Raw genomic sequence first — 13,172 nt, forward strand, 5'->3', positions numbered from 1 at the left:
CGCGTGGCCTCTTTTTCGTTACTTCAATGCATCTTCGGGTGACATGACGTCCAGACCCAGCGCTTTGCCGACTGCCTCGTAGGTGACGTGACCCGCGTGCACGTTGAGCCCGGCCAGCAGGTGGGGATCATCTGCGCAGGCCTTTTTCCAGCCTTTGTCGGCCAGTGCGAGCATGAACGGCATCGTCGCGTTGCCAAGCGCAATGGTCGAGGTGCGCGCGACCGCACCGGGCATGTTGGCCACGCAGTAATGCATGATGCCGTCCACCTCATAGATCGGATCCTGGTGCGTGGTCGCTTTGGACGTCTCGAAACAGCCCCCTTGATCTATGGCCACATCGACAAGCGCTGCACCGGTTTTCAACTCGGACAGTTGCGCGCGGGTGATCAGTTTGGGTGCAGCGGCCCCGGGAACCAGCACGGCGCCGATGATCATCTCGGCCTGGCTGGCCAGTTCGATGGTGTTGCCCGCCGATGCAAAGCTGGTCTTGAACACGCCACCAAAGGCATCGTCGAGATACCGCAGCCGCGGGAGTGACCGGTCCAGTACGGTCACGTCCGCGCCCATCCCTGCCGCGATCCGTGCCGCGTGAGTGCCGACGACGCCGCCACCGATCACGGCCACGCGGGCAGGGCCGACACCGGGCACGCCCCCCATCAGAACGCCGCGTCCGCCGTTTGCCTTTTGCAGCGTCCACGCGCCGACCTGCGGCGCGAGACGTCCGGCGACTTCCGACATGGGTGCGAGTAAAGGTAATCCGCCTGACCTGTCTGTGACGGTTTCATAGGCGATGCAGGTTGCCCCGCTTTCGATCAGATCGTGGGTCTGTTCAGGGTCAGGTGCAAGATGCAGGTAGGTGAACAAGAGTTGGCCTTCGCGCAGCATCTTGCGCTCGACCGCCTGCGGCTCTTTCACCTTTACGATCATGTCCGCCTGCGCGAAAACGTCCTGCGCGGTGCCAAGGATATTGGCTCCGGCGGCTTCGTAGGCACTGTCATCGAAACCGGCACCCACGCCGGCGCCGGTTTCGATCAACACCTTATGACCGTGCGAGACCGCTTCCAATGCAGCATTCGGCGTAATGCCGACGCGAAATTCCTGCGGCTTTATTTCCTTGGGGCAACCGATTTTCATAGCATTCTCCTCTATACATTGAACCAAATCATACGCCCTATACCGTGCAATAGAATGCCGATTATGGGTCGCCTCCCGTTTGATATTGAGGATAACCTGCGTCTAATTCATGCTTTGACGCAAAGGTTGTGCGCCTATGACACTTGATGCGATTGATCGTCGCCTTCTGGCGGCGCTTCAGCGCAGCGGTCGGCTGTCCAACTCCGAGTTGTCTGAGCAGGTTCATCTGTCGCCTTCGGCGTGTCATCGGCGTGTGCAGCGGCTGGAGGCGGACGGCTATATCCGTGACTATGTGGCGCTGCTCGATCCGCGCAAGTTGGGTTTCCCAACGACCGTGTTCGTCGAGATCACGTTGCAGGGGCAGGCGGACGAGGTGCTCGACGCGTTCGAGCGGGCGGTGGCCCGGATACCCGATGTGCTGGAATGTCATCTGATGGCGGGGGCCGCGGATTATCTGTTGAAAGTCGTAGCGGAGAACACAGAGGATTTTGCGCGGATCCATCGCCAGCACCTCGCCCGATTGCCGGGGGTGGGTCAGATGCAATCGAGTTTTGCGCTCAGAACTGTGTGCAAGACGACGGCGCTTCCGGTCTGAATGCGGCGCTCGTGCATCCCGCGTGCGGATTGATATGCATCAAAGCGCCCCGGTGGCTGCCGGAATAATGCTGTTGCATCACTCAGGGGTAGGATCGGCAATGATTGAAGTCAAATCAGGAACGCAAGACAATCTGCTTGAGGTGCGTATGTCCGCACCTATTACCGATAAGGATTACAAGGACGTCCTGATGCCCGCCCTCGACGCGGCGTTAGCGCGGGGTGAAACCATCAGGATGCTCGTCGTGCTCAAGGCTGGCCTCGCCGATTTCACGCTGGGCGCGTTTTGGGATGACGCCCGCATGGGAATGGGCGCATGGCGCGGGTTCGAAAGGATCGCGATTGTGACCGCCGACGGATTCATGGCGCGCACGATACGCGCGTTTTCCATTTTGATGCCGTGCCCCGTTTCGGTGTTCGAGCCGTATTCGGAGGATGAAGCGCGCCTGTGGCTTTTCGAATCACTGGGTGCGATTCATCAGGAGGATCTGGGGAACGGCGCACTGCACATCAGCCTTTTGGGAAAAATCGAAGCCGGCGTTTACGCCAAGGAGACGGAGGATCTGAACGCGTTCGTTCGCAAGAACGAGCACTTTCGCCTGTTGTTGGACATCCGCCGGTTTGACGGGTGGCAGGGGCTTGGCGGGATGGCATCTCATTTCCGCGTCGTGCGCGATCATGTTGGCCAGTTGGACAAGGCGGCTGTGGTGGGGGACAAAGGTTGGCAAGGAATGGTCGTACAGGTGGTCAAGCGCCTGATCGGCACGGAAGCACGATATTTCGAGAACAATGAATTCGACGCGGCCAAGGCCTGGATCACGTCGGATTAGGGCCGATCATCTCTTGAATGAACAAAAGCCCCCGACACCTTGCGGTATCGGGGGCTCGTATTCTTTGCATCGCAAAAAGGGTATGATTTACATCATGCCTTCGCGCTGCGCTTTCTTGCGTGCCAGCTTGCGGGCACGGCGGATCGCTTCGGCTTTCTCGCGTGCTTTTTTCTCGGACGGCTTCTCGAAATGTTGCTTGAGCTTCATTTCACGAAACACACCTTCGCGCTGAAGTTTTTTCTTCAGGGCGCGCAGCGCTTGATCGACGTTATTGTCGCGAACACTAACCTGCATGTGGTTTTCACCACCTTTCTAGTTGAGTTGCAAAAATTTGCAGGAGTGGCCTCTTAGCAAACACGTGCTATCTTGTCCAGTGCCCCGTTGTTCAAGGAGATACCACCATGACCGATGCCCCCATCCCGCCCAAGGACCGATTGTTGCAGGCCGCATTGATGCATGTGCCGTTCGATGGCTGGTCGCAGGCGACTTTCGATGCCGCGGTGCAGGACGCCGATATCGACCGGACCGTCGCGCAAAGCCTGTGTCCACGCGGTGCTGTCGATCTGGCACTGCATTACCACGTCAAAGGAGATCAGGAGATGTTGGCGCGGCTGCGCGCGGCGGATCTCGACGAGATGCGGTTCCGCGACCGGATTGCGGCTGCGGCGCGCTTCCGGCTCGAAGCGGTCGAGGACAAGGAAGTCGTGCGCCGCGGCACGACCCTGTTCGCGCTGCCGATGTATGCGGCGGACGGGACCAAAGCGATCTGGGGTACCGCCGACGCAATCTGGGACGCGCTGGGCGACACGTCCGAAGACGTGAACTGGTACACGAAACGCGCGACGCTTGGCGGTGTGTATTCCGCGACGGTGCTGTACTGGCTGGGCGATACCAGCGAGGGTCACGCGGCGACATGGGCGTTTCTGGACAGGCGGATCGACAACGTGATGCAGATCGAAAAGCTCAAGGCGCAAGTCAACGAAAATCCGGTCCTGAGTAAACTCATGGCCGGGCCGAACTGGGTGATGGGCCACGTGAAGGCACCGCAGCGGATGCCGCGCTCGGGATTGCCGGGGAGCTGGACCCGCCCACGCCACGATTGATCCGGCCGCCCATACGCACCACCCTCAAAGGTCGAGACATGGAATTGTCGCCTCCGTCTGGCGCCTCACATCTATCTTCGTGCATTCAGAGCTTTCGGCGGCGCGGACGGGCTGGTACATCGCGGATAGATTTTGCGGTCCGGGGTTTGTACGGTGTCTTCCTCTTCTTCCTTGCTGGCGCTCGACGCCGTCGGCCTGACGGTCGACGGGCGGGCGATTCTACAAGGGATCTCGGTGCACAGTGACGCGCGGCGCATTGCGGTATTGGGGCGGAACGGATCCGGCAAGACGACGCTCGCGCGACTGATTGCCGGGCTAACGGTACCGACGACCGGACGGGTGCGCGTCGCGGATGTCAACGTCGCCCAAGACAGGGCAGCAGCCCTGCGGGTGGTCGGCATCCTGTTCCAGAACCCCGATCATCAGATCATCTTTCCGACGGTGGGCGAAGAGCTTGCCTTTGGTCTTTTGCAAATGGGCCGGACCAAGGTGCAGGCAGCGGAGGTCGTGGCGGAAACTCTTGCCGCGTTCGGGAAGTCCCATTGGCAAGCAGCGGCGGTTCAGACCTTGTCACAAGGTCAGCGGCAGCTTGTTTGTCTGATGTCGATCATCGCAATGGGTCCCCGGCTGATCCTGCTGGACGAACCTTTTGCGGGGCTGGACATTCCGACGGCGATGCATCTGTCGCGCGTGCTGAATAAGCTGGAGGCGGGTATTGTGCACATCACCCATGATCCGCGCACCATCGTCGATTACGATCATGCGCTATGGCTCGAGGCGGGTCGTCTTGAGGCGCAGGGACCGGCGGCGGGAATCGCCAGGGACTTCGAAGCGCACATGCGTCAGATCGGAGCGCGCGATGATCTCGCTCACCTCTCCGGTTGAAACTTGGGCACACCGCTGGCCTGCGGGTGCCAAGCTGTTGGCGCTTTGCATGGCGTCGGTCGCGTTGTTCGCTGCATCTGCGGTGTGGATGCAGGCGGTTGCCGCAGGCGGTATCGTTCTGCTCTATGCCCTGCCGGGGGCGGTGTTCCTGCGCTACGGAATGCGAAGGTTATGGCCGCTTTGGCCCTTCGTTGCACTGGTGCTTCTGTGGCATCTGTTTATCGGCGCTACGGCAGAAGGGGCGATGATCGCGCTTCGAATGCTGAACGCCGTGGCGCTGGCCAACCTCGTGACGATGACGACATCGCTGGCCGCCATGATGGATGTGGTGCGCGTGCTTTTGACGCCACTGCGCGCGCTCGGTCTGAACCTGCGCGCGGTAGAGCTTGCAGTGGCGCTTGTGATCCGCTTTACGCCTGTCTTGACGGCCAAAGGCGGTATGCTGGCAATGGCATGGCGCGCGCGGTCGCGGCGGCGTGCGGGCTGGCGGGTGATCCTGCCATTTCTGGTGCTGGCGCTTGACGATGCCGATCATGTCGCCGAAGCGCTGCGCGCGCGCGGCGGATTGTAATGAGAAACGAAAGAAGGTTTGCCAATGGAACGCTCACTGACACAAATTGCCCTTTTTGCGGCGCTTGTCGCGGCACTTGGGCTGATTCCGCAGCTGACGCTGGCATTTGGCGTGCCGATCACGGCGCAAAGCCTCGGAATCATGTTGTGCGGCACGGTGCTGGGATCTAGGCGCGGCGGGCTGGCGGCACTGTTGTTCGTGGGTCTGGTCGCACTCGGCCTGCCACTGATGGCGGGCGGACGCGGGGGGCTTGGCCTGTTTGCGTCGCCGACGGCAGGGTTCTTGATCGGGTTTCCGGTGGCGGCCTTTGTGACCGGTCTGGTGATGGAGCGCATGCGCGGCGTGGCTGTCGTCTGGGCTGCGGGCATCGCGGCATCGGTGGGCGGTATCGTGGTTCTGTATGCTTTCGGCATTACCGGTCTTTCGCTGGCGCTCGGCAAGGCCTGGCTTGAGGCGGCTCTTCTGGTGACGGCATTCCTGCCGGGGGATGCGATCAAGGCGGTACTGACGGCGCTGATCACCGCTGCTCTTTACCGCGCGCGCCCCACCAGCGTCGCGTCACGCGCGTAAGACTACCGCCGTTGCGATGCCGCCGGCCGCCGCAATCGTTGCGATGCCGGTGCCACCGCCGCGCGCGTACAGCGTGTGATACAGGCGCACGGCATTGACAGCGCCCGATGCGCCGATGGGATGCCCGCGTGCAAGCGATCCGCCTCCCGTATTGACCCTTGAGGGGTCGAGCCCCGCGCCGGTTACGCAGGCGATCGCCTGAGCCGCGAAGGCCTCCATCACCTCGGCGCAGTCTATCTCGTCGACGCAAACCCCGGTCGAATCCAGTGCCGTACGGATCGCGACCAGGGGCGCGAGCCCCGGCAATTCGGGCCGGTCACCCCGCGTGCCTCCGCCCAAAATGGCGATGCCTGGGGCCTTCAAGGTACGGCACATTCGCTCTGACACCACCACGCAAAATGCCGCCCCGTCGGCAGCCACGCTGGTGTTGGCGGCGGTGATTGTACCGTGCAACGGCTTTGCCCGCGCGGTCAGGGCAGGCGTGAGCCGACGCGCAAATGGATCGCGCGCGACACCGCTGATTGCGACGATCTCTGCCTCGGCGGGCGTCGTATCACGCGCTTTGCGGTGGCTTTCGATGGCCCAGGCATCCTGCGCCTCTCTGGTAATATCGCAGTGCGCCGCGAGCAGATCGGCGGCGTGCGCCATGTCGGGGTCCCGGTCGGGCCAGGGTGCGAAGGGCGGCTGGTCATAGGGTTCGGGCGGACGCCCGTCCGGATGGGTGCGCAGCCTGAGCGGACGACGCGAGTAGCTTTCGGCACCGCCCGCGACGACGACGTCGGCAGTGCCGCTTTCGACCATCAGCTTGGCCAGCAGAAGCGCATCGAGACCTCCGGCGCATTGCCGGTCGATGCTGAGCCCCGCGACGTGTTCGGGCAGACCTGCGGCAAGGGCGATCAGACGCGCGACATTCCCGCCGCCACCGAGGGCGTTCGATACGATGACCTCGTTCACCTGCGCGGAGGCCAGACCGGCCTGTGCAAGAGCCGCTTTCAGCACCGGCGCCGCCAGTGCGTCAATCGAAAGCGCGGCAAATGCACCGCCGCGGGGCACGACAGCGCTGCGGCAGGCGGCGATGATGGATGCGGTCACGAGCTGGCCTCCAGCGCGGTGGCGATCATGGCCAGATCGGCTTTGCCGGAGGGGAGGCGGGGAAAAGGAGCGAGAAAGCGCAGCGTGCGGGGTCTGAGATGCGGTGCCAGCGCGGACTGAAAATGCGCCTTGATCCGCTGGCTGAGGTCAGGGTCCGGCAGGCCGGACACGACCGCGACAAGACGGTGACCGCGCAGGGGATCGGGAAGGGCCAGAACGGCACAATCCTCGATGCCTTCGAGTGCCGCAAGATGCGCTTCGATTTCTTCCAGAAATACGTTCTTGTCGGCGACGGTCACCATGCGCCCCGCCCGACCGTGCAGGAACAGGTTGCCGTTCGGGTCCAGCCGTCCGTGCTCTCCCACCGTCAGAAAATCCCCTATGCGGCGGGTATGAGGGCTGTCGCCCGCCAGATAGCGGTCGAACAGGTAGGGGCTGCGGACCCAGACGGTGCCCGGATCCGTGGTGTCGGCGCCGGTGGCGTCCCGCACGGCAATTTCCACCCCGGGATATGCCTGCCCGACGGAGCCTGGGGGTGTGTCTGCCGCGCTTAGAGTGATGAAGCTGGTTTCGGCAGCGCCGTAGAATACGTGTACCTTGGCATTGGGGCAAAGCGCGGTTATCCGTGTGCGCGTTGCCGGATCCAGCGCGCCGCCCCCGCACAGGACAAGACGCACGCGGGGCAGCGGATCCGCCCGCGCAATCAGACGCAGCTGTGTCGGTGTAGCGTAGAGGACCGTGCAACCACTGGCGCGCATCCAGGTCGCTTGCGCAGAGGGAGACCGGCCCCCGAGCAGGTGCGCATCAAGACCGGTGTGCAGTGCTTCGAGCACTCCGTAGAGCGACAGGGAATGGGTGAGCGGCCCCAGAACGGCAACACTGTCGCGCGGGTCGTAGGCGAATTGGGCGGCGTTGGCGGTAAAGCTGCGGATCCACGAAGATTGACTGCGCAGGATCGCTTTCGGCGCGCCGGAGCTGCCGCCGGTGAGTGTGATAAAATGATTCGGCGCAATATCCGCCAAGCCGTCCGGCGTGGTGTCGCTGATGCAGAACGGCGTACCCGTGCCGAGCGTCGCGGCCAGCGTGCCGAGGCAGGTTGCGACGGGATCCGGCACGATGGCTCGTTGTGGGGCCGTGCCGCGCGGACGGACTGCTGTGTCGTAGACATGCGCCGTAGCGTCGGAGTGCCAGCGAAAGCGGCGGTCGTGCGGCGGCATCTGGGCGGGCAATGTCATGCCTTGGCATAGCAAAGTGCCGTGGCGCCCGCCAGCGGTGTTCAAAGAGGGGGTCGCACCCCGAGGAAGGCCAGCATATGCTGCGCCACGAGATTACAAGTTTACGGAGGAGATGAGCGATGCCCCAGATGATGCGTGCAGTGGAAATAACCGAGCCCGGTGGGCCGGATGTGTTGAAGGTGACGGAACGCCCGATGCCGGAGCCCGCGCAAGGGCAGGTCGTGATCAAGGTTGCCTACGCGGGTGTGAACCGGCCCGACGCGTTGCAACGCGCGGGCGCCTACGCGCCGCCGCCCAACGCGAGCGACCTTCCGGGCCTCGAGGCATCGGGTGAAGTGGTTGCGGTCGGCAGCGGTGTAACGGATGTCGCCCCGGGGGATCACGTTTGCGCGTTGCTGCCCGGCGGCGGGTATGCCGAGTACGTAGCGACACCCGCGGCGCATTGCCTTCGCGTACCGAAGGGGATGAGCCTGAAACAGGCAGCCTGTCTGCCAGAAACGTTTTATACCGTCTGGTCAAATGTCTTCATGCGCGGTGGATTGAAAGCGGGCGAGAAATTTCTGGTGCACGGCGGCTCGTCCGGGATCGGCACGACAGCGATCCAGCTGGCGGTCGCGTTCGGGGCGCGGGTCTTTGCAACGGCGGGCAGCGCAGACAAATGCGCCGCCTGTGTTGATTTAGGGGCGGAGCGTGCGATCAATTACCGCGAGGAGGACTTTGTCGAGGCCATGGCTCAGATCGGTGGTGCCGACCTGATTCTCGACATGGTGGGTGGCGACTATATCGCGCGCAACATCAAGGCGCTGGATCTGGATGGGCGTCTGGTTCAGATTGCCTTTCTGCAAGGGCCGAAGGCCGAGATCAATTTCGCGCCGATGATGATGAAGCGGCTGACGATCACCGGATCGACCCTGCGCCCACAGTCGGACCTAGCCAAAGGACGCATCGCCGCCGAATTGCGCGAGGCGGTCTGGCCGCTGCTCGACGCGGGCCGTATCGCGCCGGTGATGGACAGCGAATTCGCGCTGGACGAGGCGGCCAAGGCCCACGCGCGCATGGAAGGCAGCACACACATCGGAAAGATCGTGCTGAAGGTCGGCGGCTGATCCAAAGGACGCGCCTGCGCGCGATTCTATTTGGTGATTTGGCACTTCGCATCGAGCGGTGAGACAGAAGGCCCGCGCACCGACGCGGGCCTTTTGCGCGCTTATCTTGCCGGATCAAAGATCGCGTCGTCCAGCGCGCAGTCCTTGATCACATCCTGCCCACAAGGCACCGGCTTGAGTTGCCGTGACAGGCAGATACGGGCTTCGTGAATGTAGCCCTTTTTGCAGGTAACGGTGATGCCGTCCGGTTCAACCATTGGATTCGCTTTGAGAAAAGCGTCTTCGATCACAGAGGCGGGCAGCCGCAGGGTGCGGTCGACCTTGCGAAAGATTTCGGGGCGCACGATGGACGCGTAGGCTTCGCGTGACAACGCATAGTACTGGTCCGCCGTCATGCCGGTGCAGGTGCCATGCTTTTTCCATTGATGCCACGCAAGGCCGCCCGTGCCCATGATGTCCGTCATCGTCGACGTCATGCCGCGCGATGGCGGGCGGTCCGAGGTCTGGCAGTATGACGGAAAGCCGCGGTGAAACTGCGGCCACAACCCATGCAGGATCCAGCCATGATCGCGCGAGGCGTCACATTGGGGTGACTCGCGCGCGTCGCCTTCGAGCGCGCACCAGTTCGCGGACCAGCTCAGGCTGAGCACGTAATAATCGAAATTTCCTGCGCGTTCGCCTTTTGCATGGACGGGCAGGGCCAAGAGGCCGAGCGCGAAAAGGAGGATCAGCTTGCGCATCTGGGGTCTTTCCTTATGAGCCGAATTTATCTATATAAGCCACAAGTTCCCCCAAATTGGAAACGGTTCCGGCTTCCGGGACAGCCTGTTTCAGGCGACGGGGAAGGTGCGTTTATAGGAGAAATACATGTCGAAACTGCTTCACCCCAAAGCGACCGCCGTCTGGCTGGTCGACAACACCACAATGAGCTTCAAGCAGATCGCGGACTTCGTGGGCATGCACGAGCTGGAAATCCAGGGCATCGCGGATGGCGATGTAGCTGTTGGTGTCAAAGGGTTCGATCCGATTGCCAACCATCAACTGGATCAGGCGCAGATCGACAAGGCGCAGAGCGATCCCAGCTACCGCCTTGCGGTCAAGCCGAATGCCGCCGCCGAGGGCGAGGAAAAACGGCGCGGCCCGCGCTATACGCCGCTGAGCAAGCGTCAGGATCGCCCGGCGTCAATTCTGTGGCTGGTTAAGTTCCATCCCGAGTTGAGCGATGCACAGGTCAGCAAGCTTGTCGGCACGACCAAGCCGACAATCCAGGCTATTCGCGAGCGGACGCACTGGAACATCGCCAACATCCAGCCGATCGACCCCGTCGCGTTGGGTCTGTGCAAGCAATCCGAGCTGGATGCGGCGGTGCAGAAGGCAGCGGCCAAGAAGGCAGCAGCCGGTGAAGTTATGAACGACGACGAGCGCCGCAAGCTGGTCAGCACCGAACAGAGTCTGGGCATGGATGCGGAGCCCCGGATGCCATCGGCCATCGAAGGGTTGGAAACCTTTACGTTGTCGGGGTCCGATTCGTCCGAGGACGAGGAGGACGACAAGAAAGACAGCGATTTCGCGGATGCGGACAGTTTCTTCAACCTGCCGGAAGGTGAGGATGACGACGAAGAAAACGACAGCAAATAGGCAATGTCGGCAGCTTCGGCTGGAACCGACAAGCAACCGGCAGTGTTGATCTGCCAGACATGGGGGTGCCCGGTTTCGGGCGCCTCTTTGTGTTTTGAATATGAATTGAATTGATCTCCATATGTTCATGACGATCGTTTACGTTCTTTTATACGCCATGGCGGGCATTTTGATCCTGGCCAGTGTTCTGCCGCTTTTGAAGGTGCCTCACGGAGCGATCAGAGGGCTGGAATTTCCACGTATACAGCTTTTTTGGGTTGCCCTCGCGTTGGCTGGCGTTGCTGCCTGGATAGAGGGGGCGCTGTATGTCGGGCTGGTCTTCGCAGCGGTTGCGCTGTTGCAGGTCTTCTATATCGCCAAGTTCACGCCGATATGGTGGCGCCAGACACTGGATGCGGGCGACGCCCTACGCAAGGATACACGCCGTCACATACACTTCGTTGCTGCGAACGTGAAGAAGTCGAACCGCGACTACGACAAGCTGATCGAACTCACACAGCGCGAAAAGCCTGATGTCATGATGGCGATCGAAGTGGACGATGACTGGATCAGAGGTCTCGAAGATGGTCTGCGCGACCTTTATCCTCACTGGATCAAGGTGCCCAAGGATACCGGCTATGGTTTGTGTGTTCTGTCGCGTCTGGAAGTGCGCGATGCCGAAGTGCGCGAGATGCTGACCGAAGGGGTCCCGTCGATCAGGTTGACGCTGCGCTTGCGCAGTGGCGATGACATACGTCTGTACGTCGTCCACCCCGAACCGCCCACTGCGACGCATGATACCAAGGGCCGCGACGCCGAGATCGCCTTGATCGGGATGGAAGCAGCGGACGATGATCTGCCTGCAATCGTGACCGGCGATCTGAACGATGTTGCGTGGTCCACCACCACACGGCGTTTTCAAAGGCTTTCGGGGCTCGTAGATCCGCGTGTCGGTCGGGGTTTTTACAATACTTTCAGTGCATTCCACTGGTGGGCGCGCTGGCCGCTGGATCACTTGTTCCACGATGCACGTTTCCGGCAGCTTGGGATGGATCGGTTGGAAAAGATCGGATCGGATCATTTCCCGATGATGTTTGAACTCGCGCTGGCCGAGAGCAAATCAGAGATCGTCGATCTCGAGGATGCGGATCCGCAGGAAGAAGCCGAGGTCAAGAAGGTCATTCACGAAGAACGCGCGCGCGATCGCTCGGCAATCGGCACGGATTGGGAAGACGAGGACTGATTCTGCACGGGGGTCCGATTTGCGGGGTGGATCCGCTGAGCAGCCGCGCAGGACAGTCGGGCGGCAGTATACGCAAATCCGGAGCTTCCTGCGTCGTCGTAACCGGACGGCAGATGACAACCCGAAGAGGATTACAAGGGCTTTGGGTGCACCAAGGTCGCCACACCGCCTAGATTTGCTTGCGTGCGCGCATCGCGGCGGTGATGGTGCCGTCGTCGAGATAGTCCAGCTCCCCGCCGATCGGGACGCCCTGCGCTAGTGATGAAAGCTTCACGCGTCCTTCAAGCTGGTCCGCGATGTAATGTGCGGTCGTCTGCCCGTCGATCGTCGCGTTCAGCGCGAGGATTACTTCGGCGATGCCCTCGCTTTCCACACGGTCGATCAGGCGCGGGATGCGCAATTCCTGGGGTCCGACGGCATCGAGCGCCGACAGCGTGCCGCCCAAGACGTGATAGCGTCCCTTGAACACGCCCGACCGCTCCATCGCCCAAAGGTCCGCCACATCTTCGACGATGCAAAGCTCGCCATTCGCGCGCTTTTCGCTTTCGCAAATGTCGCAGATGTCGGACGTGCCGACGTTGCCGCAGTTCAGGCATTCACGGGCGGTCGTCGCCACCCGCTGCATCATCTCGGCAAGCGGGGTCAACAGATGCGCGCGTTTGCGGATCAGATGCAGCACCGCGCGCCGCGCCGAGCGCGGGCCGAGGCCCGGCAGCTTCGCCATCAGATCAATCAGCGCGTCGATGTCGCGGGTCGAGCTCATCTTTCGGCACCTGCTGCGGGAGGGTTGCGTTTCAGAACGGCAACTTCATGCCGGCGGGAAGGCCCATGCCCTCGGTCAGTTTGGCCATCTCTTCCTGTGCGCGGTCGCTCGCCTTGCCCTGCGCATCCTTGATCGCGGCAAGGATCAAGTCCTCGACAACTTCCTTGTCGTCGCCGTTGAAGATCGACGGGTCAATATCGAGACTTTTCAGCTCGCCCTTGGCAGTGCAAGTTGCTTTGACCAGCCCGGCACCGGCCTCGCCCTCGACCATGATATTGTGCATTTCCTCTTGCATCTCGGCCATCTTGCCCTGCATTTCCTGGGCTTTCTTCATCATTCCGGCCATATCGCCAAGACCGCCTAGTCCTTTGAACATCAGTTTGCTCCTGTTCGTTTTGTGGGGGCGCCGGTGGCGCCTGATCGCTTCAG

Annotated in this window: 16 protein-coding genes; 9 read left to right on the top strand and 7 right to left on the bottom strand. The window is 61.8% G+C overall.

The features are described from left to right. Positions 1-18: 18 nt before the first annotated feature. Complete coding sequence (ald, locus tag Q1A06_RS16455) at positions 19-1,134, bottom strand: alanine dehydrogenase (protein ID WP_299566167.1); 1,116 nt, start codon at positions 1,132-1,134, stop codon at positions 19-21. A gap of 136 nt (positions 1,135-1,270) precedes the next feature. On the opposite strand from ald, the gene Q1A06_RS16460 reads away from it, so the two are divergent. Then, the gene (locus Q1A06_RS16460; RefSeq protein ID WP_299566170.1) at positions 1,271-1,729 is read left to right on the top strand and encodes an Lrp/AsnC family transcriptional regulator; all 459 of its coding nucleotides are present in this window, start codon (positions 1,271-1,273) and stop codon (positions 1,727-1,729) included. A gap of 100 nt (positions 1,730-1,829) precedes the next feature. Further along, the gene (locus Q1A06_RS16465; protein ID WP_299566173.1) at positions 1,830-2,558 is read left to right on the top strand and encodes an STAS/SEC14 domain-containing protein; all 729 of its coding nucleotides are present in this window, start codon (positions 1,830-1,832) and stop codon (positions 2,556-2,558) included. A gap of 87 nt (positions 2,559-2,645) precedes the next feature. Here Q1A06_RS16465 and rpsU read toward each other — a convergent pair whose 3' ends face one another. Beyond that, positions 2,646-2,852 carry a 30S ribosomal protein S21 gene (gene rpsU, locus Q1A06_RS16470; protein ID WP_007118112.1) on the bottom strand — a complete coding sequence of 69 codons (207 nt, stop codon included), beginning with the start codon at positions 2,850-2,852 and terminating at the stop codon, positions 2,646-2,648. A 107-nt stretch (positions 2,853-2,959) separates the two neighbouring features. Here rpsU and Q1A06_RS16475 point away from each other — a divergent pair, with 107 nt between their 5' ends. The 4 genes from Q1A06_RS16475 (at position 2,960) to Q1A06_RS16490 (ending at position 5,687) form a co-directional block, all read left to right on the top strand. Beyond that, complete coding sequence (locus Q1A06_RS16475) at positions 2,960-3,661, top strand: COQ9 family protein (protein WP_299566176.1); 702 nt, start codon at positions 2,960-2,962, stop codon at positions 3,659-3,661. 153 nt (positions 3,662-3,814) lie between these two features. Then, positions 3,815-4,546 carry an ABC transporter ATP-binding protein gene (locus Q1A06_RS16480; RefSeq protein ID WP_299566179.1) on the top strand — a complete coding sequence of 244 codons (732 nt, stop codon included), beginning with the start codon at positions 3,815-3,817 and terminating at the stop codon, positions 4,544-4,546. Further along, positions 4,521-5,117 carry a CbiQ family ECF transporter T component gene (locus Q1A06_RS16485; protein WP_299566182.1) on the top strand — a complete coding sequence of 199 codons (597 nt, stop codon included), beginning with the start codon at positions 4,521-4,523 and terminating at the stop codon, positions 5,115-5,117. The genes Q1A06_RS16480 and Q1A06_RS16485 overlap by 26 nt, the downstream gene beginning before the upstream one ends. Before the next feature lie 24 nt (positions 5,118-5,141). Continuing rightward, entirely contained in the window at positions 5,142-5,687 is a 546-nt protein-coding gene (locus Q1A06_RS16490; RefSeq protein ID WP_299566185.1) for a biotin transporter BioY, read from the top strand. Here the strand turns inward: Q1A06_RS16490 and Q1A06_RS16495 are convergent. Next, complete coding sequence (locus Q1A06_RS16495) at positions 5,676-6,779, bottom strand: thiolase family protein (protein ID WP_299566188.1); 1,104 nt, start codon at positions 6,777-6,779, stop codon at positions 5,676-5,678. The genes Q1A06_RS16490 and Q1A06_RS16495 overlap by 12 nt on opposite strands. Next, entirely contained in the window at positions 6,776-8,014 is a 1,239-nt protein-coding gene (locus tag Q1A06_RS16500) for an AMP-binding protein (RefSeq protein ID WP_299566190.1), read from the bottom strand. Before Q1A06_RS16500 ends, Q1A06_RS16495 begins: the two co-directional genes overlap by 4 nt. Positions 8,015-8,133: 119 nt before the next feature. On the opposite strand from Q1A06_RS16500, the gene Q1A06_RS16505 reads away from it, so the two are divergent. After that, positions 8,134-9,120 carry an NAD(P)H-quinone oxidoreductase gene (locus tag Q1A06_RS16505; protein WP_299566193.1) on the top strand — a complete coding sequence of 329 codons (987 nt, stop codon included), beginning with the start codon at positions 8,134-8,136 and terminating at the stop codon, positions 9,118-9,120. A 101-nt stretch (positions 9,121-9,221) separates the two neighbouring features. Here Q1A06_RS16505 and Q1A06_RS16510 read toward each other — a convergent pair whose 3' ends face one another. Next, positions 9,222-9,860, bottom strand: coding sequence for a ribonuclease T2 (locus Q1A06_RS16510; protein ID WP_299566196.1), 639 nt, complete (start codon positions 9,858-9,860; stop codon positions 9,222-9,224). Between the two features lie 127 nt (positions 9,861-9,987). Between Q1A06_RS16510 and Q1A06_RS16515 the strand changes: the two genes are divergently transcribed. Continuing rightward, a complete protein-coding gene (locus tag Q1A06_RS16515; RefSeq protein ID WP_299566198.1) occupies positions 9,988-10,758 on the top strand; it encodes a DUF1013 domain-containing protein in 771 nt (256 codons plus the stop codon). Positions 10,759-10,885: 127 nt separating this feature from the next. Next, complete coding sequence (locus Q1A06_RS16520; RefSeq protein WP_299566201.1) at positions 10,886-11,980, top strand: endonuclease/exonuclease/phosphatase family protein; 1,095 nt, start codon at positions 10,886-10,888, stop codon at positions 11,978-11,980. A gap of 169 nt (positions 11,981-12,149) precedes the next feature. On the opposite strand, the gene recR is transcribed toward Q1A06_RS16520, so the two are convergent. Both recR and Q1A06_RS16530 read right to left on the bottom strand, forming a co-directional pair. Next, positions 12,150-12,743: a recombination mediator RecR gene (recR, locus tag Q1A06_RS16525; RefSeq protein WP_299566203.1), complete on the bottom strand. Its 594-nt coding sequence runs from the start codon at positions 12,741-12,743 to the stop codon at positions 12,150-12,152. A 31-nt stretch (positions 12,744-12,774) separates the two neighbouring features. After that, entirely contained in the window at positions 12,775-13,119 is a 345-nt protein-coding gene (locus Q1A06_RS16530) for a YbaB/EbfC family nucleoid-associated protein (protein WP_299566206.1), read from the bottom strand. Between the last annotated feature and the right edge of the window lie 53 nt (positions 13,120-13,172).

Source organism: uncultured Sulfitobacter sp. (assembly GCF_947497275.1).
Classification (GTDB): Bacteria; Pseudomonadota; Alphaproteobacteria; order Rhodobacterales; family Rhodobacteraceae; genus Sulfitobacter.

What these genes read in the sequence shown, in the direction of transcription:
- Q1A06_RS16520 (WP_299566201.1), top strand. Translation starts at nt 10,886, where the DNA reads ATGACGATCGTTTACGTTCTTTTATACGCCATGGCGGGCATTTTGATC.
- Q1A06_RS16460 (WP_299566170.1), top strand. Translation starts at nt 1,271, where the DNA reads ATGACACTTGATGCGATTGATCGTCGCCTTCTGGCGGCGCTTCAGCGC.
- ald (WP_299566167.1), bottom strand. Translation starts at nt 1,134, where the DNA reads ATGAAAATCGGTTGCCCCAAGGAAATAAAGCCGCAGGAATTTCGCGTC.
- Q1A06_RS16505 (WP_299566193.1), top strand. Translation starts at nt 8,134, where the DNA reads ATGCCCCAGATGATGCGTGCAGTGGAAATAACCGAGCCCGGTGGGCCG.
- Q1A06_RS16490 (WP_299566185.1), top strand. Translation starts at nt 5,142, where the DNA reads ATGGAACGCTCACTGACACAAATTGCCCTTTTTGCGGCGCTTGTCGCG.
- recR (WP_299566203.1), bottom strand. Translation starts at nt 12,743, where the DNA reads ATGAGCTCGACCCGCGACATCGACGCGCTGATTGATCTGATGGCGAAG.
- Q1A06_RS16510 (WP_299566196.1), bottom strand. Translation starts at nt 9,860, where the DNA reads ATGCGCAAGCTGATCCTCCTTTTCGCGCTCGGCCTCTTGGCCCTGCCC.
- Q1A06_RS16475 (WP_299566176.1), top strand. Translation starts at nt 2,960, where the DNA reads ATGACCGATGCCCCCATCCCGCCCAAGGACCGATTGTTGCAGGCCGCA.
- rpsU (WP_007118112.1), bottom strand. Translation starts at nt 2,852, where the DNA reads ATGCAGGTTAGTGTTCGCGACAATAACGTCGATCAAGCGCTGCGCGCC.
- Q1A06_RS16530 (WP_299566206.1), bottom strand. Translation starts at nt 13,119, where the DNA reads ATGTTCAAAGGACTAGGCGGTCTTGGCGATATGGCCGGAATGATGAAG.
- Q1A06_RS16515 (WP_299566198.1), top strand. Translation starts at nt 9,988, where the DNA reads ATGTCGAAACTGCTTCACCCCAAAGCGACCGCCGTCTGGCTGGTCGAC.
- Q1A06_RS16485 (WP_299566182.1), top strand. Translation starts at nt 4,521, where the DNA reads ATGATCTCGCTCACCTCTCCGGTTGAAACTTGGGCACACCGCTGGCCT.
- Q1A06_RS16465 (WP_299566173.1), top strand. Translation starts at nt 1,830, where the DNA reads ATGATTGAAGTCAAATCAGGAACGCAAGACAATCTGCTTGAGGTGCGT.
- Q1A06_RS16500 (WP_299566190.1), bottom strand. Translation starts at nt 8,014, where the DNA reads ATGACATTGCCCGCCCAGATGCCGCCGCACGACCGCCGCTTTCGCTGG.